Source organism: Streptomyces sp. NPDC003036, assembly GCF_040611175.1.
Taxonomy (GTDB): domain Bacteria; phylum Actinomycetota; class Actinomycetes; order Streptomycetales; family Streptomycetaceae; genus Streptomyces.
Genome location: NZ_JBEXNO010000007.1, coordinates 129,687 through 156,145, shown reverse-complemented (window position 1 = coordinate 156,145; position 26,459 = coordinate 129,687). Strand labels below are relative to the sequence as shown.

At 73.5% G+C, this 26,459-nt stretch carries 22 protein-coding genes and 1 pseudogene; 18 read left to right on the top strand and 5 right to left on the bottom strand.

All coding sequences use genetic code 11. The features are described from left to right. The first annotated feature begins 173 nt into the window (after window positions 1–173). The 4 genes from ABZX67_RS07740 to holA all read left to right on the top strand — a co-directional run bounded on the left by ABZX67_RS07740 (window position 174) and on the right by holA (window position 4,903). Entirely contained in the window at window positions 174–1,034 is an 861-nt protein-coding gene (locus ABZX67_RS07740) for a ComEA family DNA-binding protein (protein ID WP_355355951.1), read from the top strand. Further along, window positions 1,031–3,541, top strand: coding sequence for a ComEC/Rec2 family competence protein (locus tag ABZX67_RS07735; protein WP_355355949.1), 2,511 nt, complete (start codon window positions 1,031–1,033; stop codon window positions 3,539–3,541). Before ABZX67_RS07740 ends, ABZX67_RS07735 begins: the two co-directional genes overlap by 4 nt. Window positions 3,542–3,552: 11 nt before the next feature. After that, window positions 3,553–3,798 (top strand): hypothetical protein, encoded by a 246-nt coding sequence (locus ABZX67_RS07730; protein ID WP_355355947.1) that lies wholly within the window; start codon window positions 3,553–3,555, stop codon window positions 3,796–3,798. Window positions 3,799–3,910: 112 nt separating this feature from the next. Then, window positions 3,911–4,903, top strand: coding sequence for a DNA polymerase III subunit delta (gene holA / locus ABZX67_RS07725; protein WP_355355945.1), 993 nt, complete (start codon window positions 3,911–3,913; stop codon window positions 4,901–4,903). A 264-nt stretch (window positions 4,904–5,167) separates the two neighbouring features. On the opposite strand, the gene rpsT is transcribed toward holA, so the two are convergent. Next, on the bottom strand, window positions 5,168–5,434 hold the full coding sequence (gene rpsT / locus ABZX67_RS07720) for a 30S ribosomal protein S20 (protein ID WP_355355943.1): 267 nt from the start codon (window positions 5,432–5,434) through the stop codon (window positions 5,168–5,170). A gap of 207 nt (window positions 5,435–5,641) precedes the next feature. Here rpsT and lepA point away from each other — a divergent pair, with 207 nt between their 5' ends. Together lepA and ABZX67_RS07710 are read left to right on the top strand one after the other, a co-directional pair. After that, window positions 5,642–7,513: a translation elongation factor 4 gene (gene lepA / locus ABZX67_RS07715; RefSeq protein WP_355355941.1), complete on the top strand. Its 1,872-nt coding sequence runs from the start codon at window positions 5,642–5,644 to the stop codon at window positions 7,511–7,513. Between the two features lie 246 nt (window positions 7,514–7,759). Further along, window positions 7,760–9,649, top strand: a complete 1,890-nt coding sequence (locus tag ABZX67_RS07710; RefSeq protein WP_355355939.1) for a long-chain fatty acid--CoA ligase — start codon at window positions 7,760–7,762, stop codon at window positions 9,647–9,649. Here ABZX67_RS07710 and ABZX67_RS07705 read toward each other — a convergent pair. After that, a pseudogene (locus ABZX67_RS07705) lies at window positions 9,636–10,610 on the bottom strand (amidase family protein); the annotation flags it as partial. The gene ABZX67_RS07710 and the pseudogene ABZX67_RS07705 overlap by 14 nt on opposite strands. A 1-nt stretch (window position 10,611) precedes the next feature. Between ABZX67_RS07705 and ABZX67_RS07700 the strand changes: the two are divergent. From ABZX67_RS07700 to hemW, 3 genes are all read left to right on the top strand, one after another. Further along, window positions 10,612–10,764 carry a hypothetical protein gene (locus ABZX67_RS07700; RefSeq protein ID WP_355356020.1) on the top strand — a complete coding sequence of 51 codons (153 nt, stop codon included), beginning with the start codon at window positions 10,612–10,614 and terminating at the stop codon, window positions 10,762–10,764. A 239-nt stretch (window positions 10,765–11,003) separates the two neighbouring features. Beyond that, window positions 11,004–12,914 (top strand): SpoIIE family protein phosphatase, encoded by a 1,911-nt coding sequence (locus tag ABZX67_RS07695; RefSeq protein WP_355355937.1) that lies wholly within the window; start codon window positions 11,004–11,006, stop codon window positions 12,912–12,914. A 15-nt stretch (window positions 12,915–12,929) separates the two neighbouring features. After that, window positions 12,930–14,162 (top strand): radical SAM family heme chaperone HemW, encoded by a 1,233-nt coding sequence (hemW, locus tag ABZX67_RS07690; RefSeq protein WP_355355935.1) that lies wholly within the window; start codon window positions 12,930–12,932, stop codon window positions 14,160–14,162. A gap of 147 nt (window positions 14,163–14,309) precedes the next feature. Here the strand turns inward: hemW and ABZX67_RS07685 are convergent, their stop codons facing one another. Together ABZX67_RS07685 and ABZX67_RS07680 are read right to left on the bottom strand one after the other, a co-directional pair. Further along, entirely contained in the window at window positions 14,310–15,116 is an 807-nt protein-coding gene (locus ABZX67_RS07685; protein WP_355355933.1) for a DUF3097 domain-containing protein, read from the bottom strand. 10 nt (window positions 15,117–15,126) lie between these two features. After that, window positions 15,127–15,852, bottom strand: coding sequence for an MBL fold metallo-hydrolase (locus ABZX67_RS07680; RefSeq protein ID WP_355355931.1), 726 nt, complete (start codon window positions 15,850–15,852; stop codon window positions 15,127–15,129). A 145-nt stretch (window positions 15,853–15,997) separates the two neighbouring features. On the opposite strand from ABZX67_RS07680, the gene hrcA reads away from it, so the two are divergent. From hrcA to ABZX67_RS07645, 7 genes are all read left to right on the top strand, one after another. Continuing rightward, complete coding sequence (gene hrcA, locus ABZX67_RS07675; protein WP_355355929.1) at window positions 15,998–17,014, top strand: heat-inducible transcriptional repressor HrcA; 1,017 nt, start codon at window positions 15,998–16,000, stop codon at window positions 17,012–17,014. Further along, window positions 17,014–18,153, top strand: a complete 1,140-nt coding sequence (gene dnaJ, locus ABZX67_RS07670; protein WP_355355927.1) for a molecular chaperone DnaJ — start codon at window positions 17,014–17,016, stop codon at window positions 18,151–18,153. Before hrcA ends, dnaJ begins: the two co-directional genes overlap by 1 nt. A 156-nt stretch (window positions 18,154–18,309) precedes the next feature. Then, window positions 18,310–19,383 carry a nitronate monooxygenase gene (locus ABZX67_RS07665; RefSeq protein WP_355355925.1) on the top strand — a complete coding sequence of 358 codons (1,074 nt, stop codon included), beginning with the start codon at window positions 18,310–18,312 and terminating at the stop codon, window positions 19,381–19,383. Beyond that, a complete protein-coding gene (locus tag ABZX67_RS07660; protein ID WP_355355923.1) occupies window positions 19,380–20,120 on the top strand; it encodes a 16S rRNA (uracil(1498)-N(3))-methyltransferase in 741 nt (246 codons plus the stop codon). Before ABZX67_RS07665 ends, ABZX67_RS07660 begins: the two co-directional genes overlap by 4 nt. Window positions 20,121–20,204: 84 nt before the next feature. Next, entirely contained in the window at window positions 20,205–20,564 is a 360-nt protein-coding gene (locus ABZX67_RS07655; protein ID WP_355355921.1) for a histidine triad nucleotide-binding protein, read from the top strand. Window positions 20,565–20,573: 9 nt separating this feature from the next. Continuing rightward, window positions 20,574–21,485, top strand: a complete 912-nt coding sequence (locus ABZX67_RS07650) for a ribonuclease Z (RefSeq protein ID WP_355355919.1) — start codon at window positions 20,574–20,576, stop codon at window positions 21,483–21,485. A gap of 107 nt (window positions 21,486–21,592) precedes the next feature. Then, complete coding sequence (locus tag ABZX67_RS07645; RefSeq protein ID WP_355355917.1) at window positions 21,593–22,627, top strand: adenosine deaminase; 1,035 nt, start codon at window positions 21,593–21,595, stop codon at window positions 22,625–22,627. On the opposite strand, the gene ABZX67_RS07640 is transcribed toward ABZX67_RS07645, so the two are convergent. Further along, window positions 22,552–23,925, bottom strand: a complete 1,374-nt coding sequence (locus ABZX67_RS07640; RefSeq protein ID WP_355355915.1) for an MFS transporter — start codon at window positions 23,923–23,925, stop codon at window positions 22,552–22,554. The genes ABZX67_RS07645 and ABZX67_RS07640 overlap by 76 nt on opposite strands. 251 nt (window positions 23,926–24,176) lie before the next feature. Here ABZX67_RS07640 and ABZX67_RS07635 point away from each other — a divergent pair, with 251 nt between their 5' ends. Both ABZX67_RS07635 and ABZX67_RS07630 read left to right on the top strand, forming a co-directional pair. Continuing rightward, on the top strand, window positions 24,177–25,304 hold the full coding sequence (locus tag ABZX67_RS07635) for a PfkB family carbohydrate kinase (RefSeq protein WP_355355913.1): 1,128 nt from the start codon (window positions 24,177–24,179) through the stop codon (window positions 25,302–25,304). Between the two features lie 122 nt (window positions 25,305–25,426). Continuing rightward, a complete protein-coding gene (locus tag ABZX67_RS07630; protein WP_355355911.1) occupies window positions 25,427–26,428 on the top strand; it encodes a PhoH family protein in 1,002 nt (333 codons plus the stop codon). Window positions 26,429–26,459: the final 31 nt, after the last annotated feature.

Here is a 26,459-nt window from a genome sequence, read left to right as displayed (position 1 = left end):
TGAGCGACATGACGAACCGAACACGCACAGTGACGAATCCTGCATCGGTGTCGGCGCCTGTGTCGGCATCTCTCTCGGCACCGTTCTCGGCACCGGCGACAAGCGGGCCCGGGCGGTTGCCGGGATCCGACGGGCGGACCCGTGCCCGCTCCCGTGCCCGCGCTCGTGCCCGCGTGCAGGTACGGCGGCGGGTCCGCGGCGGGCATACGAACGCGGCGCCGCGGCGGCGTGCGGACGCGCTCTTCGACGGCGCGGCGGCGTACGCGACGCCCCCGCCCCCGGAGGCGCGTCCGGCGGAACCGCCGGACGCGGAACGGCGGGGACTCCGCGAGCGATGGTGGCCGGCGCTGCGGGACCGGTTACCGCTGTGGCTGCACCTGCGGTGCGGGGTGGAGCCCAGGGCGCTCGCCGCGCTCGCGGTGGTCCTGGTCGTGGCGGCGCTCGTGGCCGGGCGGTACTTCTGGCTCGGACGGCCGGAGGCCGTGCACGCTCCCGAGGTCGTCGGGGCGGCGGAACCGGCGGCCGCCGCGACGCCGGGAGCGACCGGTCCGCCGATGCCGACGGCGTCGTCCCCGCCCGTGGTCGTCGATGTGAGCGGGAAGGTGCGCCGGCCCGGCGTGCTCCGGCTGCCCGCCGGGTCCCGGGTCGCGGACGCGCTGCACGCTGCGGGCGGTGTCCGGCCGGGCACGGACGTCTCCGGACTCAACCGGGCGCGCGTGCTGATGGACGGCGAGCAGGTGCTCGTGGGAATCACCCCGGCACCCGGTTCGGTACCCGGGCCCGGCCCCGCGGGTCTCGGTGGCCCGGCCGGCCCCGCCGGTCAAGCGGGTGCGGCGGGCGCTGGCCCCCTCAGCCTCAACACCGCCACCGTCGAACAGCTGGACGCGCTGCCCGGCGTCGGGCCCGTACTGGCCCGGCACATCGTCGACTACCGCACCCGGCACGGCGGCTTCCGGTCGGTCGGTGAGCTCCGCGAGGTCAACGGGATCGGCGACCGCCGGTTCGCGGACCTCCAGTCCCTGGTACGGCCATGACGTGCGCGACCGCCCCGGCCCGTGCGCCGGTCCACGCCGCGTCCGGGCATCCTCTCGGGGCCGCCGACCCGCGCCAGGAGGAGCCTGCCGACCTACGACTCGTGCCTCCGGCCCTGGCCGCGTGGGTGGCGGCCGCCCTCACGGTCGGTGCGCCGGGGTGGTGGACCCTCACGGGCGTGGCCGTCGGAGTCGCGGCGGCGCTGGGGCTGCTCGCGACCGTGACGGTACGTCGGCTGCGGCCCACCCGCCGGTCGCAGGGCGGGCGGAGGCGGGCGAACGTCACCGCGTGCGCCGCCGTCCTGCTGTGCGGCGCCGCCGGCGCGGCATCGGCCGGGTTCCACGGGGCCGATCTGCGGCGGGGCCCACTGCCGGGGCTGGCGCGGGAGTACGCGCGCGTCACCCTCGACGTCACGGTCGCCTCCGACCCCCGCCCGGTGCGGCACGACGGCGGCCCGGCCGGCGCGCGCTGGGTCGTCCTGGACGGCGAGGCGACCCGCGTCGCGGTGACCGGCGGGGGCGTCACCAGGATCCGCACGCCCGTGCTGCTGATCGCGCCCCTCGAAGCCGGGTGGCAGCGGCTGCTGCCCTCCACCACAGCGCGCGTGGCCGCGCGGCTGGCCCCGCCGCAGCGCACGGCGGACCGGTTCGCGGCCGTCGTCCGCGTCGGCACCGGGCCACCGCACGTGACCGGACCGCCGAGCGCGCTCCAGCGCACCGCCGGGAAGCTGCGCGCAGGGCTGCGCACGGCGACGGACGGGCTGGCGCCCGACGCCCGCGCGCTGCTGCCCGGACTGGTCGTCGGGGACACCTCCCGCATCCCGCCCGAGCTGTACGACGCGTTCCGGGCGACCGACCTCACACACCTGCTCGCCGTGTCCGGCAGCAACCTCAGCGTGGCGCTGCTGCTGCTCATCGGCAGGCCGGGCTCGGCGCTGCGCGCGGAACGCGGCGGGCTGGCGCCCCGGCTGGGGCTCGGGTTGCGGTCGACCGCGCTCATCGGCGGGGCGCTCACGCTCGCCTTCGTCGTGGTCTGCCGGCCCGACCCGAGCGTGCTGCGCGCCGCCGCCTGCGGACTGATCACGCTGCTCGCCATCGGCACCGGGCGCCGCAGATCCCTCATCCCCGCGCTGGCCGCCGCCGTGCTGCTGCTGGTGCTGTACGACCCGTGGCTGGCGCGCAGTTACGGATTCCTGCTCTCCGTGCTGGCGACCGGGGCCCTGCTCACCCTCGCGCCGCGGTGGAGCTCGGCGCTGCGGCGGCGCCGCGTGCCGCCGAGGATCGCGGAGGCGCTCGCCGCGACCGCGGCGGCCCAGGCCGTGTGCGCGCCCGTGGTGGCGGTCTTCGCGGCCCGGGTCAGCCTGGTGGCGATCCCCTGCAACCTCCTCGCCGAACTCGCCGTGGCCCCGGCGACCGTCCTCGGCTTCGCCGCGCTCGCCGCGGCGCCCGTGGCGATGCCCGTGGCCCGGCTGCTCGCCGAGTGCGCGGGGTGGCCGGCCGGATGGATCGCCTCCGTCGCCCGCGCCGGGGCCGCGCTGCCCGGCGCGGAGGCCGGCTGGCCGGGCGGCTGGCGGGGCGGACTGCTGCTCGCCGCCGCCACCGGAGCGGCCCTGCTGCTGGCCCGGCGGATTCCGTACCGCTCGCCCGTGGCCGCAGCCTGCGCCGCGCTGCTGCTGCTCGCGGTCGTGCGGCCGCCCCCGCTGACCCGGCTCGTCACCGGATGGCCACCGCCGGGCTGGCTCTACGCGATGTGCGACGTGGGGCAAGGCGACGCGACGGTCCTCGCGGCGGGTCCGGGCGCGGCCGTGGTCGTGGACGCGGGACCCGACCCGCGGCCCGTGGACCGGTGCCTGAGCGACCTGGGCGTGAGCCGGGTGCCGCTCGTGGTGCTCACCCACTTCCACGCCGACCATGTCGCCGGGCTCCCCGGGGTGCTGCGGGGCCGCGAGGTCGGCGCCGTACAGACGACGATCCTCCGGGAACCCGCGGGCCAGGCCGCGTTCGTGTACCGGACGGCCGGCGCCGCCGGGGTGCCCGTCATACCGGCGGCCCCGGGGGAGCGGCGCCGGACCGGCGCCCTGGAGTGGCGCGTGCTGTGGCCGGACGCCCTCCCGGGTCCGGACCCCGGGGAACCGAACGATGCCAGTGTGACGCTGCTCGTCCGCACCGGGGCCCGGGGTTCCGGCGTGACCCTGCTGCTCCTCGGCGACCTGGAACCGCCCGCGCAGCGGGGCCTGTTGCGGGCCCATCCCGACCTGCCGCCCGTCGACGTGCTCAAGGTGGCCCACCATGGCTCGTCCCGGCAGGAGCCACGCCTGCTGGACCGCGTCCGGCCCCGGCTCGCCCTGGTGTCGGCCGGCCGGGACAACGACTACGGCCATCCCTCACCGCGTACGGTCGCCGCCCTGCGGGACGGGGGAGCGGTGGTGCTGCGCACCGACCGGGACGGCCCGATCGCGGTCACCGGCACAGGGCGGGACCTGCGGGCCACGGCCCGGAACCGGCATTGAACAATGGTCCCGTGAACGATGTGAGACATGTGCTGGTGCTGCCCGACCGGGATGCCGCGGAGGAGGCGGCCGAGGCGCTCGGCGACCGGTTCGGACTCGACGAGGAGCCGCAGTTGGTGCGGGACGCCCTGGCCGGCGAGGACGACGCCGAGGACGCGCAGTGGCTGGTGGTCGTCGAGGACCCGGACGGGCGGTTCCCGGCGGCCGAGCTGGACGCGTTCGCGGCGGAGTGGGACGGCTGGCGCGAGGAGCCGTAGACGGCGCCGTGGGCGGAACCGTCGACGGCGCCCGTGGCCGGGGCCGTGGACCGGCCGTGGGGAGAGCCGGGCGGGAACGGGTTGTCGGTGGCGCGTGCGATGCTGGTTCGCGATGGCCACCAGAAAGAACACGACCGACGATCCCCTCGCCCCCGTCACCCTCGCCGTGGGCCAGGAGGAGCTGCTCCTGGACCGCGCGGTGCAGCAGGTGGTGGCGGCCGCCCGCGCCGCCGACGCCGACACGGACGTCCGCGACCTCGCCGCCGACCAGCTCCAGCCGGGCATGCTCGCCGAGCTGACGAGCCCGTCGCTCTTCGCGGAGCGCAAGGTGCTGATCGTGCGGAACGCGCACGACCTCTCCGCCGAGTCGGTCAAGGACGTCAAGACCTACCTCGGGGCGCCCGCCGAGGAGGACATCACCCTTGTGCTGGTCCACGCCGGCGGGGCCAAGGGCAAGGGCCTGCTCGACGCGGCTCGCAAGGCCGGAGCACGGGAAGTCGCCTGCCCGAAGACCACCAAGCCCGCGGAGCGCCTGACGTTCGTACGCGGCGAGTTCCGCGCGCTGGGCAGGTCGGCGACGCCCGAGGCGTGCCAGGCGCTCGTCGACGCGATCGGCAGCGATCTGCGGGAGCTCGCCTCCGCGGTGTCGCAGCTCACCGCGGACGTCGAGGGCACGATCGACGAGGCGGTCGTCGGGCGGTACTACACCGGCCGTGCGGAGGCCTCCAGCTTCAACGTCGCCGACCGGGCGGTGGAGGGCCGGGCGGCCGAGGCCCTGGAGGCCCTGCGCTGGTCGCTCGCGACGGGCGTCGCACCCGTGCTGATCACCAGCGCGCTGGCCCAGGGCGTGCGCGCCATCGGCAAGCTGTCCTCGGCGCGGGGCGGCCGGCCCGCCGACCTCGCCCGCGAGCTCGGCATGCCGCCGTGGAAGATCGACCGCGTGCGGCAGCAGATGCGCGGCTGGACGCCGGACGGCGTGGCCGTGGCGCTGCGCGCGATCGCGGAGGCGGACGCGGGGGTCAAGGGCGGCGGCGACGACCCGGAGTACGCCCTCGAGAAAGCGGTCGTCACCATCGCCCGCGCGGCCTGCTCCCGCCGAGGCTGAGGCTCAGGCGAAGCCCCCCGCCCCCTGTCTCCGTCACGCCGACGGGCTGACCCCCGTGCCCCCGGTACGCCGAAGGCCCCGGCCGCGGTCCTGGGGAAGGACCGAGGCCGGGGCCTTCGAATCACGATGCTGGGGCCGTACCCGCGTGGCGAACGCAGGCCGCGTACGGTCCCGGGGTGCCGGTCGGGAGCGGATGAGAGGGCCCGCTTGGGTCCCTTCCGGCGGCTGATCCCGTGGGATCAGATGGAATCAAGAGCAGAGAGCTCAGCCCTGGAGGGAGGCAACCTTGGCGGCCAGCGCCGACTTCTTGTTGGCGGCGGCGTTCTTGTGGATGACACCCTTGGAGACGGCCTTGTCCAGCTTGCGGGCGGCCTCGCGAGCGGCCACGGTGGCCTTCTCGACGTCGCCCGCGGCGGCAGCCTCACGGGCCTTGCGGATCGCGGTCTTGAGCGACGACTTGACGGCCTTGTTGCGCAGGCGCGCCTTCTCGTTGGTCTTGTTCCGCTTGATCTGGGACTTGATGTTCGCCACGAAAGAGCCTTTTCAGGTTCGTAAGGATTTCTTAGAGGTGTGCCTCAATGCTGAGAGGGCTATGAGACACAGCTGCCCACGGTACCAGTCGCGCTCCGAGCGGCCCAAACCGAGCGCCCGTCCCCGTCCGTGGGACCATGGAACCTACGTATCGATCCGACGTCGACCCGAGCAGAGACGCCAGCGTCTCGAGAATCAGGACCCTGCGTGCCCGCGACCCCTACCCACGTGCCCGAGCCGAGCCGTACCGACCCGGCGCTGATCCGCAACTTCTGCATCATCGCGCACATCGACCACGGCAAGTCGACCCTCGCCGACCGGATGCTCCAGCTGACCGGTGTGGTCGAGCAGCGGCAGATGCGCGCTCAGTACCTCGACCGCATGGACATCGAGCGCGAGCGCGGCATCACGATCAAGTCCCAGGCTGTGCGTCTGCCGTGGGCCCCGACCACGGGTCCCGGTGAGGGCAGCACCCACATCCTCAACATGATCGACACCCCCGGCCACGTCGACTTCACGTACGAGGTGTCGCGGTCCCTGGCCGCCTGTGAGGGCACCATCCTGCTCGTCGACGCCGCCCAGGGCATCGAGGCGCAGACCCTCGCCAACCTCTACCTCGCGATGGAGAACGACCTCACCATCGTCCCGGTGCTCAACAAGATCGACCTCCCGGCCGCCCAGCCGGAGAAGTTCGCCGAGGAGCTGGCGAACCTGGTCGGCTGCGAGCCCGACGACGTCCTGCGGGTGTCCGCCAAGACCGGTCTCGGCGTCGAGGCGCTGCTCGACCGCGTGGTCAAGGACGTTCCGGCGCCGGTCGGCGTCGCCGACGCCCCCGCCCGCGCGATGATCTTCGACTCGGTCTACGACTCGTACCGCGGTGTCGTGACGTACGTCCGTGTCATCGACGGACAGCTCAACAAGCGCGAGCGCATCCGCATGATGTCCACCGGCGCGACCCACGAGCTGCTGGAGATCGGCACCAACTCGCCCGAGATGCTCCCGGCGGACGGGCTCGGCGTCGGCGAGGTCGGGTACCTGATCACGGGTGTGAAGGACGTCCGGCAGTCCAAGGTCGGTGACACCATCACCACCCTGCACAAGGGCGCGACCGAGGCCCTCGGCGGCTACAAGGACCCGAAGCCCATGGTCTTCTCGGGTCTGTATCCGCTCGACGGCTCCGACTACCCCGAGCTGCGCGACGCCCTCGACAAGCTCCAGCTCAACGACGCCGCGCTCGTCTACGAGCCGGAGACCTCCGCCGCGCTCGGCTTCGGCTTCCGCGTCGGCTTCCTGGGCCTGCTCCACCTCGACGTGATCCGCGAGCGGCTGGAACGCGAGTTCGGCCTCGACCTCATCGCCACCGCGCCCAACGTGGTCTACCGCGTCCTCATGGAGGACGGCACCGAGCACACGGTCACCAACCCGAGCGAGTTCCCCGAGGGCAAGATCAGCGAGGTGTACGAGCCGGTCGTCCGCGCCACGATCCTCGCCCCCAGCGAGTTCATCGGCTCGATCATGGAGCTGTGCCAGACCCGCCGCGGCACGCTCCTCGGCATGGACTACCTCTCGGAGGACCGGGTCGAGATCCGCTACACCCTCCCCCTCGCCGAGATCGTCTTCGACTTCTTCGACCAGCTGAAGTCCAAGACGCGCGGGTACGCCTCCCTCGACTACGAGCCCACCGGCGAGCAGGCCTCCAGCCTCGTCAAGGTCGACATCCTGCTGCACGGCGACAAGGTCGACGCCTTCTCCGCCATCACGCACAAGGACGCGGCGTACGCGTACGGCGTGCGGCTCGTCGCCAAGCTGCGCGAGCTCATCCCGCGGCAGGCCTTCGAGGTGCCGATCCAGGCGGCCATCGGCTCCCGCGTCATCGCCCGCGAGACGATCCGCGCCATCCGCAAGGACGTCCTCGCCAAGTGCTACGGCGGTGACATCTCCCGTAAGCGGAAGCTGCTGGAGAAGCAGAAGGAAGGCAAGAAGCGGATGAAGATGGTCGGCTCCGTCGAGGTGCCGCAGGAGGCCTTCATCGCGGTGCTGTCGAGCGACGAGTCCGCGGGCGGCAAGACCAAGAAGTAACCGGAAGCTGCCCTGCGCGGGTACGTGCGCCAAAGCGCCCGTTCGGTTCACGGACGGGCGCTTTTGCGTGCCCGGGGATCGCACAGGTACTGCACAGTCGTTATGAACCGGGTATGAAGCGCCAGGCCGCAGCCCCTTACATGGCGGACGACTGCGCTCTAACCTGATCCCGCCCGAGGGTTACTCGTCAGTTAAACAACCATCCCGTCGTGCAGCCCTGCCGCAAGCCGCCGCCCGGAGGACGCCGTGAGCGACACAAAGACCCTGATCGAGAACCGGCCGCCCTCCGTGGCGACGCTCTTCCTGGAGCGCGTCGCGCAGACCCCGGACGCCGAGGCCTACCGCTACCCCGTCCCCGCCGCCTCCGGACAGGGCCCCGACGACTGGAAGTCCCTCAGCTGGCAGCAGGCCGCCGACCGCGTGTACGCCATCGCCGCCGGCCTCATCGACCTCGGCGTCCAGCCGGAGGAGCGCGTCGCGCTCGCCTCCGCCACCCGTGTCGAGTGGATCCTCGCCGACCTCGGCGTGATGTGCGCCGGCGCGGCGACGACCACCGTCTACCCGCAGACGAACGCCGACGAGTCCGCGTACATCCTCGCCGACTCCGACAGCCGGGTCCTGATCGCCGAGGACGCCGCCCAGCTCGCCAAGGCCCGCGCCAAGCGCGCCGACCTGCCCCAGCTCGCCCACGTCGTCGTCATCGACGCCGCCGGGGTGGAGGCGGACGAGGCCGACCCCGAGGGCTGGGTGCTCTCCCTCGCCGACCTCGAAAAGCGCGGCAAGGCGTACCTCGACAAGCACCCGGACGCCGTCGCGGAGCGGGTCGCGGCGATCACTCCCGACCAGCTCGCCACCCTCATCTACACCTCCGGCACCACCGGCCGCCCCAAGGGCGTACGGCTGCCGCACGACAACTGGTCGTACATGGCCAAGGCCATCGCCGCGACCGGCCTGATCACGGCGGACGACGTGCAGTACCTGTGGCTGCCGCTCGCGCACGTCTTCGGCAAGGTGCTGACCTCCGGCCAGATCGAGGTCGGGCACGTCACCGCCGTCGACGGCCGCGTCGACAAGATCATCGAGAACCTGCCGGTCGTCCAGCCCACGTACATGGCCGCCGTGCCCCGCATCTTCGAGAAGGTCTACAACGGGGTCGCGGCCAAGGCGCGGGCCGGCGGCGGCGCCAAGTACAAGATCTTCAAGTGGGCGGCCGAGGTCGCGCGCGAGTACGCCAAGGTCACCCAGGACAACTTCCGCCGCACCGGCACCGCCAGTGCCCCCTTCGGCCTCACCACCAAGCACAAGGTCGCCGACGCGCTCGTCTACACCAAGCTCCGCGACGCCTTCGGCGGCCGGCTGCGCGCCGCCATCTCCGGCTCGGCCGCCCTCGCGCCCGAGATCGGCTACTTCTTCTCGGGCGCCGGCATCCACATCCTGGAGGGGTACGGCCTGACGGAGTCCAGCGCCGCCAGCTTCGTCAACCCCGGCGAGGCGTACCGCACCGGTACGGTCGGCAAGCCGCTGCCCGGCACCGAGGTCCGCATCGCCGACGACGGCGAGATCCTGCTGCGCGGCCCCGGCATCATGGCGGGTTACCACGGGCTGCCGGAGAAGACCGCCGAGGTGCTGGAGCCGGACGGCTGGCTGCACACCGGCGACATCGGCGAGCTGTCGGTCGACGGCTACCTGCGCATCACCGACCGCAAGAAGGACCTCATCAAGACGTCCGGCGGCAAGTACATCGCGCCCGCCGAGGTGGAGGGCCAGTTCAAGGCGGTCTGCCCGTACGTCTCGAACATCCTCGTCCACGGCGCCGACCGGAACTACTGCACGGCGCTGATCGCCCTCGACGGGCCCGCCCTGCTCGGCTGGGCCGAGGAGCAGGGCCTGGGCGGCACGCCGTACGCCGACCTGGTGGCCAGGCCCGAGGTGAACCAGCTCGTCCAGGGCTATGTGGACCGGCTCAACGAGGGGCTGCAGCGCTGGCAGACCATCAAGAAGTTCCGGCTGCTCCCTCGCGACCTGGACATCGAGCACGGCGAGCTCACCCCGAGCCTCAAGCTGAAGCGGCCCGTCGTGGAGCGCGAGTACAAGCACCTGATCGAGGAGATGTACGAGGGCGTCAGGGAGGCGTGACCGGCGCCGCGGGCGCGGTGGGCGCGGCGGGGGTGATCGACGTGACCGGCGTGACCGGCGTGACCGGTGTGAACCTCCCCCGCCTTCGCTCGATCGCCGCCGCGGCCCGCAGGCACAGGTCCTCCCGGTACATCCCGCCGATGATCTGCACCCCCTGCGGCAGCCCGTCGGCGACGCCCACGGGCACCGTCACCGACGGCGTGCCGACGAACGTGTTCGCCCGGCACAGCCGGAGCGCCGCCATCGTGCGGGCGTTGTCCTCCGCGGTGCCGTGCATGGTGTCGGGGAAGGGCGCCGGCTCGGTCGACACCGGCCCGAGCACGAGCGGGAACCGCTCGAAGAGCCGGGCCCAGTCGCGCTGGACGCTCAGGCGCACACCGGTGAGCCGGAGGTACTCCGCGAGGTCGACGGGCGGGTGCTCCTGAAGGGTGTACTCGACGTGCCGCCGGCTCTCCTCGGTGAGCAGGTCCCGCACCGCCGGCCACATCAGGGCGAACTCCGTGAAGATCAGCCCGTGGTAGGCGTCGACGGCCTCGCCCAGCCTCGGCACCTCGGCCTCCTCCACCGCGTACCCGGCGTCCTCCAGGGCCGCGGCCGCCGCCTCCACACCCGCGCGCACATGCGGGTGGACGCCGTCCCCGCCCGGGTCGGTGACGACGCCGACCGGGACCGGGCGGCCGGGCGCCGGGGGCGGCCCGTCGAGCGGAACCGGCACCGCGCGCGGGTCCTGCGGATCGGCGCCGGCGAGGACCTCGTACACCAGCCGCAGGTCCGCGACCGAGCGCGCGAGCGGGGCGTCGACGGGGAAGAGCTGGGAGGACAGCGTCGTATCCTGCGGACCGATCCGGTGGTCGAGCGCGAACCTGCCGTACGAGGGCTTCAGCGCGGCCACGCCGTTGAACGCCGCCGGAACGCAGATCGATCCGCCCGAGTCGTTGCCGAGCCCGAGCGGCGCCATGCCGGTGGCGACCGCGACCCCGTCGCCTCCGCTGGTGCCCCCGGGCGTCCGTGCCGGGTCCCTCCTGACCCCCGACCGGATCGGCGCCGAGGTGGTCGTCGACGCGGTCGAACTCCTCCTGGACTCCTGGGCCGCCCTCGGCGCCACCCCCGGGTAGAGCCGCCCTGCGAGGCGGGTTCCGCCGCTTTTCGTGTCCTTCCCGCGCCCACTTCGATGACTCGGCGCTTATGAGCGAGCTCGATCTGTCACTCTGTCGGTGTCCGAACCGGGAGCCGACGAGGAGAGCACGTGGGGTCCTTTCCAGCACAGCGGGCACAGCGGCCGCAGGCGCTCCAGCCCATGGATCCACTCGAGCCCATGGACCCGTCCATGGCGACCACGACACCCACGACACCCATGGCATCCACGGAGCCGAAGGACCACCTGCCGCCCCAGCCGCCACCGCCCCACCACTCCGTGGCCCGCACCAGCCTGCCCGGCAACCCGCTCGCCCCCGGCGCCGCACGCCGCTTCGTACGGGCCGCGCTCGCCGACTGGACCGGTCTCGCGCTCCCCGCCACCGCCGCGATCACCGACCGCGTCGCGGACGACGCCGTGCTCGTCGTCGCCGAACTCGTCACCAACGCCGTCGTCCACGCGGGCACCACCGTCGAGCTCCTCTTCCGGCTGGAGGAGCCCGACGCCGACCAGCCCGCCGCCCTGGTCCTCGAAGTCTCCGACCACCACCCCACGCGCACCGTCCGCAACGACCACCCCGCCCACGAAGAGGGCGGGCCGGAGGAGTACGGCCGCGGGCTCCAGCTCGTCGCCGCCCTCGCCGAGTGCTGGGGCATCACCTACCGCCCCGGCCTCAAGACCGTCTGGGCCCGCCTGCCGCTCGACGGCTGGAACACCTGCCCCGTGCCCGGCGCGGAGCCCGCCATCCAGCGCGGCCTGCGCGCCGCCGAGATCCTCGCCCCCGCGCCCCGCCGCCCCGTCCGCGACGACCAGGAGTGGGCCGGCAGCGGCGCGCTGACCTTCCTCGCCGAGGCCTCCGACCTGCTCGCGGGCCAGCTCGACGAGGATCTCGTCGCCGCGCTCGCCGGACAGCTGCTGGTACCGCGGCTCGCGGACTGGTGCGCCTTCTGGCTGGAGGGCGACGGCGGCGAGAGCGGCACCGCCACCGCGCCCCGCCTCGCGCGCGTCTGGCACGCCGACGAGTCCGCCATCGAGCCCCTGCGCGACGTCCTCCAGAAGGAACCGCCACGGCTCCCCGGCCCCGCCCACACCGGCCCGGTCCCCGTTCCGTGGCCCGACCCGTCCGGCGACGGCCACGGCACCGCGCTCGCCCTCCGCCTCGTCGTGGGCGGCCGCGGGCTCGGCACCCTGATGATCGGGCGGCGCGGCACCAGCCGCATCCCGGACGCGGTCACCGCCCTCCTCGAGGACTTCGCGCGCCGTGTGGCGCTCGCCATCGGCGCAGCCCGCCGGTACACGCGCCAGGCCACCATCAGCCGCGTCCTCCAGCGCGGACTGCTGCCCAGCAAGGTCGCGCAGATCCCGGGCGTCGCCAGCCATGTCGTGTACGAGCCCAGCGACGACGGCCTCGCGGGCGGCGACTTCTACGACGTCTTCCAGGCGGCGGGCCGGTGGTGCTTCATGCTCGGCGACGTCCAGGGCAGCGGACCCGAAGCGGCCGTCGTCACCGGCCTGGCCCGCCCCTGGCTGCGGCTGCTCGCCCGCGAGGGGCACCGCGTCGGCGAGGTCCTCGACCGGCTCAACCGGCTCCTCCTCGACGACGCCACGGAGGCCGCCGAGGCCGCCGCACTGGTCGTCGCCGCCGCCGGAGGCCCCGACGCCCAGCCGGTCAGCCCCACCCAGTCGCGGTTCCTGTCCCTCCTGTACGGGGAGCTCACGCCGCTCCCGCCGGAGGAGGGCGGCGGCGCGCGCTGCACCCTCGCCTGCGCGGGCCACCCGCTCCCGCTGCTCCTGCGCCCCGGCGGCACGGTGTCGCCCGTCGCCCTGCCGCAGGTCCTGCTCGGCGTCATCGACGACGTCGCGTACGAGACGCACACCTTCCACCTCGCGCCCGGCGACACCCTGCTGTGCGTCACCGACGGCGTGACCGAGCGGCGCTCCCGCGCCGGGCGGATGTTCGACGACGAGGACGGGCTCGCCCGGACCCTCGCCTGCTGCGCCGGGCTCTCCGCCCAGGGCGTCGCCGACCGGATCCGGCAGGCCGTGCACACCTTCGGAGAGGGGCCGGTCTCCGACGACCTCGCGCTCCTCGTCCTGCAGGCCGGGCCGGCTCGGGAATCCCGCGAGTGACGGACAATGGGCGGTATGCCTTCCGTACTGCCCGATGGCGAGCCCATGCCCGAGGACGGCGCGCTGCCCGCGTCCGCCCTGCTCGGGGCCGGTGAGCGGCCGCTCGGGTTCTATCTGCACGTCCCGTACTGCGCGACCCGCTGCGGCTACTGCGACTTCAACACGTACACCGCCACCGAGCTGCGCGGCTCCGGTGGTGTGCTCGCCTCCCGCGACAACTACGCCGAGACCCTCGTCGACGAGGTGCGCCTCGCGCGGAAGGTGCTGGGCGACGACCCGCGCCCGGTGCGGACCGTCTTCGTCGGCGGCGGCACGCCGACGCTGCTGGCCGCCGCCGATCTCGTGACGATGCTGGGCGCCATCCGCGACGAGTTCGGGCTCGCGGACGACGCCGAGATCACGACGGAGGCCAACCCGGAGTCCGTCGGCCCCGCGTACCTCGCGGAGCTGCGCGAGGGCGGCTTCAACCGGATCTCCTTCGGCATGCAGAGCGCCCGGCAGCACGTCCTGAAGGTACTCGACCGTACGCACACACCGGGGCGGCCCGAGGCGTGCGTCGCGGAGGCGCGGGCGGCGGGCTTCGAGCACGTCAACCTCGACCTGATCTACGGCACGCCGGGCGAGAGCGACGACGACTGGCGCGCCTCCCTCGACGCGGCGATCGGCGCGGGCCCCGACCACGTCTCGGCATACGCCCTGATCGTGGAGGAGGGTACGCAGCTGGCGCGGCGCATCCGGCGCGGCGAGGTGCCGATGACGGACGACGACGTCCACGCCGACCGGTACCTGATCGCCGAGGACGTCCTGTCCGGGGCGGGCTTCGCCTGGTACGAGGTGTCGAACTGGGCCACCTCGGAGGCCGGGCGGTGCCTGCACAACGAGCTGTACTGGCGCGGCGCCGACTGGTGGGGCGCGGGCCCCGGCGCGCACAGCCACGTCGGCGGCGTGCGCTGGTGGAACGTCAAGCACCCCGGCGCGTACGCCGCCGCGCTGGCCGCCGGGCGGTCGCCGGGCGCGGGCCGCGAGCTCCTCTCGGAGGAGGACCGGCGGGTCGAGCGGGTGCTGCTGGAGCTGCGGCTCCGGGAGGGGTGCCCCCTGGAGCTGCTGCGACCCGCGGGCGCGCGCGCCGCCGACCGCGCGGTAAGGGACGGCCTCCTGGACCCCGGTCCTTACGCCGAGGGGCGCGCCGTGCTGACGCTGCGCGGGCGGCTGCTGGCGGACGCGGTGGTGCGGGACCTGGTGGACTGAGCTTTCCCCTACCCGCCCCTTCCCGTCACCGGGGCTTCGCCCCGGACCCCGTACGCGCTTCGCGCGTGTCCTCAAACGCCGGACGGAGATCCAGCCCCCGCTGGGTTCGGGAAGGTGCGGGGCGGGGGAGAAGCCCCGCGCAGCGGCCTACGGCGCCGTCACGAAATCGATCAGCTCCTCCACCCGCCCCAGCAGCTCCGGCTCCAGGTCCTTCCATCCCCGCACCCGCGACAGGATGTGCTGCCACGCCGCTCCCGTGTTGTCCGGCCACCCCAGGGCTCGGCACACGCCCTTCTTCCAGTCCTGGCCCCGCGGGACGGCGGGCCACGCCGGGATGCCCACCGCCGACGGCTTCACCGCCTCCCAGATGTCGATGTACGGGTGCCCCACGACCAGCGTGTGCGCGTCCGTGACCTGTGCCGCGATGCGGGACTCCTTGGAGCCCGGAACCAGGTGGTCCACCAGCACCCCGAGGCGGGCGTCCGGGCCGGGGGCGAAGTCGCGGACGATCGCGGGCAGGTCGTCGACACCCTCCAGGTACTCGACGACCACGCCCTCGATGCGCAGGTCGTCGCCCCACACCCGCTCCACGAGCTCCGCGTCGTGGCGGCCCTCCACGTAGATGCGCCCCGCCCGGGCCACGCGCGCGCGTGCGCCGGGGACGGCGATCGAGCCCGAGGCGGTACGGGTGGGCCGTACCGGAGCGGCGGCGGACGGGCGGACCAGGGTGACCGGGCGGCCCTCCAGCAGGAACCCGCGCGGGGCCAGCGGGAACACCCGCTCCTTGCCGAACCGGTCCTCCAGGGTCACCGTCCCCGCCTCGCAGCGGATCACCGCCCCGCAGAAACCGGTCCCCACCTCCTCCACCACCAGATCCGGCTCGGCGGGCACCTCCGGCACCGGGGCGGGCGGCCGCTTCCACGAGGGCGTCAGATCAGGGTCGTAACTGCGCATTCGGCAGACGCTACGACACCCCGAACCGCCGGGCCAGCTCATCGCGTTGGGCGCGTACGAAGGCGGCGTCGACCGCCGCGCCGTGCCCCGGTACGTACAGCGCGTCCTCGCCGCCCAGGTCGAGGAGCCGGTCCAGCGCGGCCGGCCAGCGCGACGGGATGGCGTCCGGTCCGGCCTGCGGGTCGCCCGACTCCTCCACGAGGTCGCCGCAGAAGACCACCTCCGGCTCGCCGGGCACCAGGAGCACCAGATCGTGGCCGGTGTGGCCGGGCCCCACGTTGGCCAGCAGCACCTGCTTCCCGCCCAGGTCGAGCGTCCACTCGCCGGTCACCAGGTGATGCGGCAGGACCAGCACGTCCACCGCCTCGACGGCCTCCCCGGCCGCCACCCCGTGGCGGATCGCGTCCGTCCGCAGATCGTCCCGTTCACGTGCCAGCAGCGTGTCGACGCCCACCGCGCCGAACACCTCCGCCCCCGCGAACGCCGCCGTCCCCAGCACATGATCGAAATGGGGGTGGCTGAGTGCGATATGCGTCACCCTCCGCCCGCCCCCGAGCAGCTTCTGGGCCTGCGCCCGGATCTCCGCGCCCTCCCGGAGCGTGGCGCCCGTGTCGAAGAGCAGCGCCGCGTCATCACCGGCCACGAGGGCGGTCGTGGCGTCCCAGACGGGCAGCCGCCGACGGCCCACTCCCTCGGCGAGCCGCTCCCATCCCAGGTCCTCCCAGTCGACGTCCATACCGCGACGCTAGCGCGGTACGGTGACCGCCGCCCTTGCTAGGGGCGTACCCCGGCGCCGTACACTGGCCGGGTGGTACCTGGCACTCGGACCCGGCGAGTGCCAATGGACACCGAGTAACCGAAGCCAGCTGGAGGTGCGCGCGATGCTCAGCGAACGCAGACTCGAGGTGCTGCGCGCCATCGTCCAGGACTACGTCGGCACCGAGGAGCCCGTCGGCTCCAAGGCGCTGACGGAGCGCCACAACCTCGGCGTCTCGCCGGCCACCGTGCGCAACGACATGGCGGTGCTGGAGGAGGAGGGCTTCATCGCCCAGCCCCACACCAGCGCGGGCCGCATCCCCACGGACAAGGGCTACCGGCTCTTCGTGGACAAGCTCGCGGGCGTCAAGCCGCTGTCGACTCCCGAGCGCCGCGCGATCCAGAACTTCCTGGACGGCGCGGTGGACCTGGACGACGTCGTCGGCCGTACGGTGCGGCTGCTGGCGCAGCTGACCCGGCAGGTCGCGGTCGTCCAGTACCCGTCCCTCACGCGCTCCACCGTGCGGCACGTGGAGCTGCTGTCGCTGGCCCCGGCCCGGTTGATGCTGGTGCTGATCACGGACACGGGCCGGGTGGAGCAGCGCATGGTGGACTGCCCCGCGCCGTTCGGCGAGCAGTCCGTGGCCGACCTGCGGGCGCGGCTGAACAGCCGTGTCGTGGGACGGCGCTTCACCGACGTGCCCCAGCTGGTGCAGGACCTCCCCGAGTCCTTCGAGGTGGAGGACCGCGGGACCGTCTCCACGGTGCTGGCCACGCTGCTGGAGACGCTGGTGGAGGAGACCGAGGAGCGGCTGATGATCGGCGGCACCGCCAATCTGACCCGCTTCGGGCACGACTTCCCGCTGACGATCCGGCCGGTGCTGGAGGCGCTGGAGGAGCAGGTGGTGCTCCTGAAGCTGCTCGGCGAGGCCAAGGACTCGGCGATGACCGTACGCATCGGGCACGAGAACGCCCATGAGGGGCTGAACTCCACGTCCGTCGTCGCGGTCGGCTACGGTTCGGGCGACGAGGCAGTCGCCAAACTCGGCGTGGTCGGACCGACCCGCATGGACTACCCCGGAACGATGGGAGCGGTACGCGCAGTGGCACGTTACGTCGGACAGATCCTGGCGGAGTCGTAGTGGCCACGGACTATTACGCCGTACTCGGCGTACGCCGCGACGCGTCCCAGGACGAGATCAAGAAGGCGTTCCGGCGGCTCGCGCGCGAGCTGCACCCGGACGTCAATCCCGATCCGAAGACGCAGGAGCGGTTCAAGGAGATCAACGCCGCCTACGAGGTGCTGTCGGACCCGCAGAAGAAGCAGGTCTACGACCTCGGCGGCGACCCCCTGTCCGCCTCCGGCGGCGCGGGCGCGGGCGCCGGCTTCGGCGCGGGCGGCTTCGGCAACTTCTCCGACATCATGGACGCCTTCTTCGGCACGGCGTCCCAGCGCGGCCCGCGCTCGCGGACCCGGCGCGGCCAGGACGCGATGATCCGGCTGGAGATCGACCTCAACGAGGCCGCCTTCGGTACGACGAAGGACATCCAGGTCGACACCGCCGTCGTCTGCACGACGTGCTCCGGTGAGGGCGCCGCGCCCGGTACGTCGGCGCAGACCTGTGACATGTGCCGCGGCCGCGGTGAGGTTTCCCAGGTGACCCGGTCCTTCCTGGGCCAGGTCATGACGTCCCGCCCGTGCCCCCAGTGCCAGGGCTTCGGCACCGTGGTGCCGACGCCGTGCCCCGAGTGCGCCGGCGACGGGCGCGTACGGTCCCGCCGTACGCTCACGGTCAAGATCCCGGCCGGTGTCGACAACGGCACCCGCATCCAGCTGGCGGGCGAGGGCGAGGTCGGCCCGGGCGGCGGCCCCGCCGGCGACCTGTACGTCGAGATCCACGAGCTGCCGCACGCGGTCTTCCAGCGGCGCGGGGACGACCTGCACTGCACGGTGACGATCCCGATGACGGCGGGCGCGCTCGGCACCAAGGTGCCGCTGGAGACGCTGGACGGGATGGAGGAGGTCGACATCCGTCCCGGTACGCAGTCGGGCCAGTCGATCCCGCTGCACGGACGCGGCGTCACGCACCTGCGCGGCGGCGGACGCGGCGACCTCATCGTGCACGTCGAGGTCCAGACGCCGTCGAAGCTCGACGCGGAGCAGGAGCGGCTGCTGCGGGAGCTGGCGAAGCTGCGGGGCGAGGAGCGGCCGACGGGCCAGTTCCAGCCGGGGCAGCAGGGACTGTTCTCGCGTCTGAAGGACGCGTTCAACGGGCGCTAACCGTAGGTGAGCCGTTGCCGAAACCGGGGGCCTCGCGCCCCCGGTTTCGGCATTCTTGAGGGGGACAGCCCCCGGAAGGCACCCCGGCGGGCCGGTGCGGGGATGCGGGGGCAGGTGGGATTCGGTGGCGGACCGGTGGCGTGACACCATGCGTGCATGTCCTCCGCACTGACCGATCTCTGCCGGTACCCGATCGTGCAGGCACCCATGGCGGGTGGTGCCTCCTGCCCGCAGCTCGTCGCCGCCGTGTCCGAGGCGGGCGGGCTCGGGTTCCTCGCCGCCGGGTACAAAACGGCCGACGGCATGTACCAGGAGGTCACACAGGTCCGGGGGATGACCTCGCGGGCCTTCGGGGTGAACCTCTTCATGCCGCAGCCCGGGCACGCCGACGCCGCCGCCGTCGACGTGTACCGGCACCAGCTGGCCGGGGAGGCCAACTGGTACGACACGCCGCTCGGCGACCCGGACGCCGGGCGTGACGACGGCTACGAGGCCAAGCTGGCGATCCTGCTCGACGACCCGGTGCCGGTGGTGTCGTTCACCTTCGGGTGCCCGACCCGCGAGACCCTCGACGCGTTCGCGCGCGTCGGGACGTACACCGTCGTGACCGTGACGTCGCCCGAGGAGGCGCAGGCCGCGCAGTACGCGGGCGCCGACGCCGTCTGCGTCCAGGGCGTGGAAGCCGGCGGACACCAGGGGACGCACCGCGACGATCCGGAGACGGACGCGTGCGGGACCGGGCTGCTCGCGCTGATCGCGCAGGTCCGCGAGGCCGTGCAGATACCGATGATCGCCGCCGGCGGGCTGATGCGCGGCAGCCAGATCGCGGCCGTCCTCGCGGCGGGCGCGTCCGCCGCGCAGCTCGGCACGGCGTTCCTGGTCTGCCCCGAGTCGGGCGCGAACGCCCTGCACAAGCAGGCCATGACGAACCCGCTGTTCACCCGCACCGAGCTGACCCGGGCCTTCTCGGGGCGGCCCGCGCGCGGGCTGGTGAACCGGTTCATGCGGGAGCACGGGCCGTACGCCCCGGCCGCGTACCCCGAGGTGCACCACCTGACCAGCGGCCTGCGCAAGGCCGCGGCCGCCGCCGGCGACCCGCAGGGCATGGCGCTGTGGGCGGGCCAGGGCCACCGGCTCGCCCGCGAGCTGCCCGCCGCCCAGCTGGTCGAGGTGCTCAACACCGAGCTCCAGGCCGCGGCGGCCATGCTCGCGCTGCGGGGGCCCGCATGACCGCGCCCGTCTTCGTCGTCGAGCACCTGGACCGGACCACCGGCGGGACGGTGACCCTCGACGGGCCCGAGGGGCGGCACGCCGTCTCCGTACGGCGCCTGCGCGTCGGCGAGGAGATCGTCCTGACCGACGGCGCCGGTACCGGCGTGTACGGCACCGTCGCCGCCGTCGAGGGCAAGGACCGCCTCGACGTGGCGGTGAGCGAGGTACGGGCCGAGCCCGAGCCGAGCCCTCGGATCACCGTCGTACAGGCCCTGCCCAAGGGCGACCGCGGCGAGCTCGCCGTCGAAACCATGACCGAGACCGGCGTCGACGCGATCGTCCCGTGGGCCGCGTCCCGCTGCATCACCCAGTGGAAGGGCGAGCGGGGCGCCAAGTCCCTCGCCAAGTGGCGCGCCACCGCCCGGGAGGCCGGCAAGCAGTCGCGCCGCCTGCGCTTCCCGGAGGTGGCCGAAGCCGCGTCGACCAAGCAGGTCGCGCAGCTGCTCGCCGCCGCCGCCTTCGCGGCCGTCCTGCACGAGGAGGGCGCCGAGCCGCTGGCCACCGCGGAACTGCCCGCGACCGGCGAGATCGTCCTCGTGGTCGGACCCGAGGGCGGTGTGTCGCCCGACGAGCTGGCCGCCTTCGCGGAGGCGGGGGCGCGGCCGTACCGGCTGGGGCGCAGCGTGCTGCGCACCTCCACCGCGGGGACGGCCGCCACGGCGCTGCTCCTGGGGAGGACCGGCCGCTGGTCGTGATCGTCGCGGATAAGCTGCGTCCGTAGTGACGATCCGATAGTGATGATCCGATGGTGACGATCCGATTCGAGAAGGGGCCGGAGCATGGCCGGAGAGCCGCAGAGCGACTGTCTGTTCTGCAAGATCGTGTCGGGGGAGGTCCCGGCCACGATCGTGCGTGAGAGCGAGACCACCGTCGCCTTCCGCGACATCAACCCGCAGGCGCCCACCCACGTCCTGGTGATCCCCAAGGCGCACCACCGCGACGCCGCCGCGCTCGCGGCCGCAGCGCCCGAGATCGCCGCCGACGTGCTGCGCGAGGCCGGTGAGGTCGCCGCGCAGGAGAAGGTCGACTCCACCGGCTACCGCATCGTCTTCAACACCGGCACCGGCGCCGGGCAGACCGTCTGGCACGCGCACGCCCACGTCCTCGGCGGCCGCGGCCTCAACTGGCCCCCCGGGTAATCGGCGTCGATGTCGGTCCGTGAACTCGTCGTGCTGGGCACCGCCAGCCAGGTGCCCACACGCCACCGCAACCACAACGGCTACTTCCTGCGCTGGGACGGCGAGGGCCTGCTCTTCGACCCCGGCGAGGGCACGCAGCGCCAGATGCTGCGCGCCGGGGTCGCCGCGCACGACATCAACCGGATCTGCGTCACGCACTTCCACGGCGACCACTCCCTCGGCCTCGCCGGCGTCATCCAGCGCATCAACCTCGACAAGGTCCCGCACCCCGTCATCGCGCACTACCCGGGGAGCGGGCAGCGCTTCTTCGACCGCCTGCGGTACGCCACCGCCTACCGCGAGACCGTGCGGCTGAAGCAGGTCCCCGTCGCCGACGACGGCGTGCTCGCCCAGACCCCGGCCTACACGCTGGAGGCGCGCCGGCTCTCGCACCCCGTCGAGTCCTTCGGCTACCGGCTGACCGAGCCCGACGGGCGCCGCATGTTGCCCGAGCTGCTCGCCGAGCACGGCATCAAGGGCCCGGACGTGGGCCGCCTGCAGCGCGAGGGCGAGGTCGGCGGCGTACGCCTGGAGGACGTCAGCGAGGTGCGGCGCGGGCAGAGGTTCGCGTTCATCATGGACACCCGGCTGTGCGACGGCGTCCACGCGCTCGCCGAGGGCAGCGACCTGCTCGTCATCGAGTCGACGTTCCTCGACGAGGACGAGTCCCTCGCCCTCGAACACGGCCACCTCACCGTCGGCCAGGCGGCCTCGGTGGCGCGCGAGGCGGGCGTACGGCACCTGGTGCTCACGCACTTCTCGCAGCGCTACGGCGACCCCGCCGTCTTCGAACCCCAGGCCCGCGCGGCCGGCTTCGACGGCGAGCTGACCGTCGCCCACGACCTCGTCCGGGTGCCCCTGCCCAAGCGCGGGGTCCGCTGAGCGCGTGGTCTGGTCAGCGCGTGGTCTGCTGAGCGTGTGGTCTGCTGAGCGTGTGACGTCGCGCGTTACGCTGCGCGGACTCCCGGAAAGTGATCGAGGCACGCACCATGGCACCCCTCCCCAAAGCCGAACTCCACCTCCACATCGAAGGCACCCTCGAACCCGAGCTCGCCTTCGCCCTCGCCGCCCGCAACGGCGTCAAGCTGCCCTACGCCGACACCGACGAGCTGCGCAAGGCGTACCTCTTCAGCGACCTGCAGTCCTTCCTGGACCTGTACTACGAGCTGATGGCGGTGCTCCGCACCGCCGACGACTTCGCCGAGCTCGCCGACGCCTACCTGGCGCGCGCCGCCGCGCAGGGCGTGCGCCACGCCGAGATCTTCTTCGACCCCCAGGCGCACACCGGCCGCGGCATCCCCTTCGGCACGGTGGTGGAGGGGCTGGCCAGGGCCCTGGACCACAGCGTGGAGCGGCACGGCATTTCCACGCAGCTCATCATGTGCTTCCTGCGCGACTTGTCGGCCGAGTCGGCGATGGAGACGCTCCGGACGGCGAAGCCGTACCTGAACCGGATCGCGGGCGTCGGGCTGGACTCGGCGGAGGTGGGCAACCCGCCGTCGAAGTTCGCCGAGGTGTACGAGGCGGCGGCCCGGCTCGGGCTGCGGAAGGTCGCCCACGCGGGCGAGGAGGGCCCGCCGGCGTACATCCGCGAGGCCCTGGACGTGCTCGGCGTCGAGCGGATCGACCACGGGCTGCGCGCGGTGGAGGACCCGGAGCTGGTGGAGCGGCTGGTGCGGGAGCGGGTGCCGCTGACGCTGTGCCCCCTGTCGAACGTACGGCTGCGCGCCATCGACATCCTGGAGCAGCACCCGCTGAAGGCCATGCTGGAGGCCGGGCTCCTGGTCACCGTCAACTCCGACGACCCCGCCTACTTCGGCGGCTACGTCGGCGACACCTTCCACGCGGTCCACGAGGCCCTCGGCCTGGACCAGGAGCAGCTGCGCGCGCTCGCCCGCAACTCCTTCACGGCGTCCTTCCTCGACCACGACGAGGAGCGCAGGGCGCGCTACCTCGCCGAGGTGGAGGCGTACGACTTCGGCTCGCCCGAATCGGCTGACGCGGTCGACTCGGCGAGGCCGTAGGCCCGCCGCGTCGCGGCGGCCGGCCCGCGCAGGTCGGCGAGGTCGGCGACCGGGATCTCCGCGACCGCCTGCTCCGGGGCGCCGACCTGGGGCGCCAGGGCCGTGGGCGCCGCGGTGGCCGCGACCACGGCCGCGGGCGCGCCGCCCCGGCGCCGGATCGCGCCCGGCACCAGCGGGCGTCCCGAGGTGTGCAGGGCCACGGCGGTCATCGGCACGGCGAGCAGCAGCAGGAGCCCGCCGAGGACCAGGCCCATGGCCGGATAGCCCGCCCGCTCCGACAGGAGGCTCCCAGTGACCGGGCCGCAGGCCGTGCCCAGCGAGGACGCCGAGCCGACGAGCACGGCCCAGCGGCCGCGCGGGTCGAGCGAGGCGGCCAGGCCGATCACGTACGACAGGACGACCGGGTAGCAGGCGTTCCAGAGGATCTCGCCGGTCGCGAAGGACGCCAGCCCCTCGGCGGAGGAGCTCAGCGCGATGCAGCCCGCGATGGCGACCGTGCCGAGACCGATCGGCACCGCCCGGCCGAGCCGGGAACCGAGGGCTCCGGCCGTCGTGACGCCCAGCAGCCCGGCGCCGAGGGCGGCCGCGAAGACCGCGCCGACCGTGACCTCGCTCAGCCCGGCCTGGGTGAGGCCGATGCGGCCGCTGACGCCCCACAGGGCGTTCTGCGCCATGGACCAGCACACCATCGCGCCGGCCAGCACCACCCCGGCGCGCAGGCGCGGCAGCGGCGCGCCCTTCTCGCGTACCTCACCGGTGTCGTGGCCGGTCTCCAGCCGGGCGGTCGCGGGCCACACCGCCGCCGCGGCGAGCGCCAGCGACGCGAACGGCAGCACGTGCCCGCCGCCCAGGTGCGGCAGCGTCAGGTACAGCGCCCCCGCGGTCGCCGAGACCGACAGCAGGCCCAGCGTGGAGGTGCGGTGCGGGTCGGGGCGGCCCGCGATCCCGGCCGCCGCGACCGCCAGCGCCGTACCCGAGCCGAAGCCGCCGACCGCGGCGCCCGCCACGACGAGCGGGACGTACGAGGTGAGGGCCGCGCCGCCGTAGCCGGCCACGGCCAGCGCCAGGCCGGCCCGGGCGAGCCGCCGGGGCCCGTACCGCTCCACGCGCGCCGCGAGCGTGAACCCGGCGGTGGCGGAGCACAGGAGCAGGGTCGAGCCGACGACTCCGGCCTCGGAGGGGGAGAGGCCCAGTCCGGCGGAGAGGCGGCCGACGACGGTCGGCAGGAGGTACGAGGCGAGGTAGCCGGCGGTGAAGAGCGCGACGAGGGGCCACGGGGCGCGCGGGCGCGAGGGCATGGGCGTTCCAGCGAACAGAAAGGGGGAGGGGGAAGCGCCCGGTGTCGTACGGAGAGGTCGCACGGGTACGCGCGCCAATTTGTATCAAGCGGGCGAGGCGGGCGAGAAGCCGAGAATATGTGATCCGCATCACAAAGCGTTTGGCGGCGCGAAGACCGGGTAGCCGGGGCTCTCCGTGCGCCGTTCGCCCCCGCCGAGCGCCGGAGTTCAGGCACACTGGCCAGATCCGCACCGCGACCGGGGAGCCCGCCGTGACCACACCCAGAGGAGAGCAGCAGCAGCTCCAACACACCGCCGGCATCGACCCCTTGAGCCCCCTGCGCGCCCCCGGCGACCCGGAGTGCGACGTCTTCCTCACCGGCACGGTCTTCCTCGACATCATCTTCACCGGCCTCGACTCCGCCCCCGTGCGCGGCACCGAGACCTGGGCCCGCGGCATGGGCTCCAGCCCCGGCGGCGTCGCCAACATGGCCACCGCCCTCGCCCGCCTCGGCCTGCGCACCTCCCTCGCCGCCGCCTTCGGCGACGACCACTACGGCGACTACTGCTGGGACGCCCTGGCGCAGGGCGAGGGCATCGACCTCTCCCGGTCGCGCACCGTCCCCGGCTGGCACTCCCCGGTCACTGTCTCCATGGCGTACGACGGCGAACGGACCATGGTCTCCCACGGCCACGAGGCCCCGCCCCCGGAAGCCGCCCTGGGTCACCTCCCGGAGTACCCGCCCCGCGCGCGTGCCGCCGTCGCCTCGCTCGTCCCCGGCCGCCCCGAGCCGTGGGTCGCCGACGCCGCCCGCCACGCCACCCGCATCTTCGCCGACGTCGGCTGGGACGAGACCGGCCTCTGGGACCTGGCGGCGCTGCCGGACCTGGAGCACTGCGAGGCGTTCCTGCCCAACGCCGAGGAGGCGATGCGCTACACCCGGACCTCCTGCCCCCGCGCCGCCGCCCGCGCGCTCGCCGACAAGGTGCCGCTGGCGGTCGTCACGCTCGGCGCGGAGGGCGCGTACGCCGTGGACTCCCGCACCGGGGAGACCGCCGAGGTCCCGGCCATCGAGGTGGAGGCGCTCGACCCGACCGGCGCCGGAGACGTCTTCGTGGCCGGGTTCGTGACCGGCACGCTCGCGGGCTGGCCGCTCGCCGACCGGCTGGCCTTCGCCGGGCTGACCGCCGCGCTGTCGGTGCAGGAGTTCGGCGGGTCGCTGTCCGCACCGGGCTGGGTGGAGGTGGCGGCCTGGTGGGAGTACGTGCAGGAGTACGGCGACCAGGACCCGGAGGCGCTGCGCCGGTACGCGTTCCTGGAGGCCCTGCTGCCGGCCCCGATCCGGCCCTGGCCGCTGCGGCGGGCCGTGCCGACGATCGGCTTCCGCCGCCCGGACTGACCCGGGCGTACGGGAAAAGCCTTCGGTCCTGTCAGTCGCACGACGTACGCTGGACAGTCCAGAGGGTCTCGACTGGCGAGAACCCTGCAACAGGAGGTATGTGCAGGCCAGAGAGCCGGCCCATGACTCACACACCCACAGACCAGGACCAGGTCCGAGCCCACTTCACCGTGCCTGCCAAGCACCCCATGGTGACGGTGCTCGGCTCGGGAGACGCGCTGCTGCGCGTCATCGAGAAGGCGTTCCCGGCGGCCGATATCCACGTCCGGGGCAACCAGATCAGCGCGGTCGGTGACGCGGCGGAAGTCGCCCTCATCCAGCGCCTGTTCGACGAGATGATGCTGGTGCTCCGCACCGGGCAGCCGATGACGGAGGACGCAGTGGAACGCTCCATCGCCATGCTCAAGGAAGAGACGGGGGGACGGGGCGTCGAGACGCCGTCGGAGGTCCTCACCCAGAACATCCTCTCCAGCCGTGGCCGCACCATCCGCCCCAAGACCCTCAACCAGAAGCGGTACGTCGACGCCATCGACAAGCACACGGTGGTCTTCGGCATCGGCCCGGCGGGCACCGGCAAGACGTACCTGGCCATGGCGAAGGCCGTCCAGGCCCTGCAGTCCAAGCAGGTCACCCGGATCATCCTGACCCGGCCGGCCGTGGAGGCGGGCGAGCGCCTCGGCTTCCTGCCCGGCACGCTCTACGAGAAGATCGACCCGTACCTGCGGCCGCTGTACGACGCGCTGCACGACATGCTCGACCCCGACTCGATCCCCCGCCTGATGGCGGCGGGCACGATCGAGGTCGCGCCGCTGGCGTACATGCGCGGCCGGACGCTCAACGACGCCTTCATCATCCTGGACGAGGCGCAGAACACGAACCCCGAGCAGATGAAGATGTTCCTCACCCGGCTCGGCTTCGACTCCAAGATCGTCATCACCGGTGACATCACCCAGATCGACCTGCCGGGCGGCACCAAGAGCGGTCTGCGCCAGGTCCGCGAGATCCTGGACGGCGTCGACGACGTCCACTTCTCGATGCTCACGTCCAACGACGTCGTCCGGCACAAGCTCGTCGGCCGTATCGTCGACGCGTACGAGAAGTACGACAACAAAAACGGCAAGTAGCGACACGTAACGGGAAGAAGAGCGCACCAGC

Coding starts and splice junctions, on each gene's coding strand:
- ABZX67_RS07735 (WP_355355949.1), top strand. CDS start 1,031: ATGACGTGCGCGACCGCCCCGGCCCGTGCGCCGGTCCACGCCGCGTCC.
- holA (WP_355355945.1), top strand. CDS start 3,911: ATGGCCACCAGAAAGAACACGACCGACGATCCCCTCGCCCCCGTCACC.
- ABZX67_RS07695 (WP_355355937.1), top strand. CDS start 11,004: ATGGCATCCACGGAGCCGAAGGACCACCTGCCGCCCCAGCCGCCACCG.
- hemW (WP_355355935.1), top strand. CDS start 12,930: ATGCCTTCCGTACTGCCCGATGGCGAGCCCATGCCCGAGGACGGCGCG.
- ABZX67_RS07685 (WP_355355933.1), bottom strand. CDS start 15,116: ATGCGCAGTTACGACCCTGATCTGACGCCCTCGTGGAAGCGGCCGCCC.
- ABZX67_RS07680 (WP_355355931.1), bottom strand. CDS start 15,852: ATGGACGTCGACTGGGAGGACCTGGGATGGGAGCGGCTCGCCGAGGGA.
- hrcA (WP_355355929.1), top strand. CDS start 15,998: ATGCTCAGCGAACGCAGACTCGAGGTGCTGCGCGCCATCGTCCAGGAC.
- ABZX67_RS07665 (WP_355355925.1), top strand. CDS start 18,310: ATGTCCTCCGCACTGACCGATCTCTGCCGGTACCCGATCGTGCAGGCA.
- ABZX67_RS07660 (WP_355355923.1), top strand. CDS start 19,380: ATGACCGCGCCCGTCTTCGTCGTCGAGCACCTGGACCGGACCACCGGC.
- ABZX67_RS07655 (WP_355355921.1), top strand. CDS start 20,205: ATGGCCGGAGAGCCGCAGAGCGACTGTCTGTTCTGCAAGATCGTGTCG.
- ABZX67_RS07650 (WP_355355919.1), top strand. CDS start 20,574: ATGTCGGTCCGTGAACTCGTCGTGCTGGGCACCGCCAGCCAGGTGCCC.
- ABZX67_RS07645 (WP_355355917.1), top strand. CDS start 21,593: ATGGCACCCCTCCCCAAAGCCGAACTCCACCTCCACATCGAAGGCACC.
- ABZX67_RS07640 (WP_355355915.1), bottom strand. CDS start 23,925: ATGCCCTCGCGCCCGCGCGCCCCGTGGCCCCTCGTCGCGCTCTTCACC.
- ABZX67_RS07630 (WP_355355911.1), top strand. CDS start 25,427: ATGACTCACACACCCACAGACCAGGACCAGGTCCGAGCCCACTTCACC.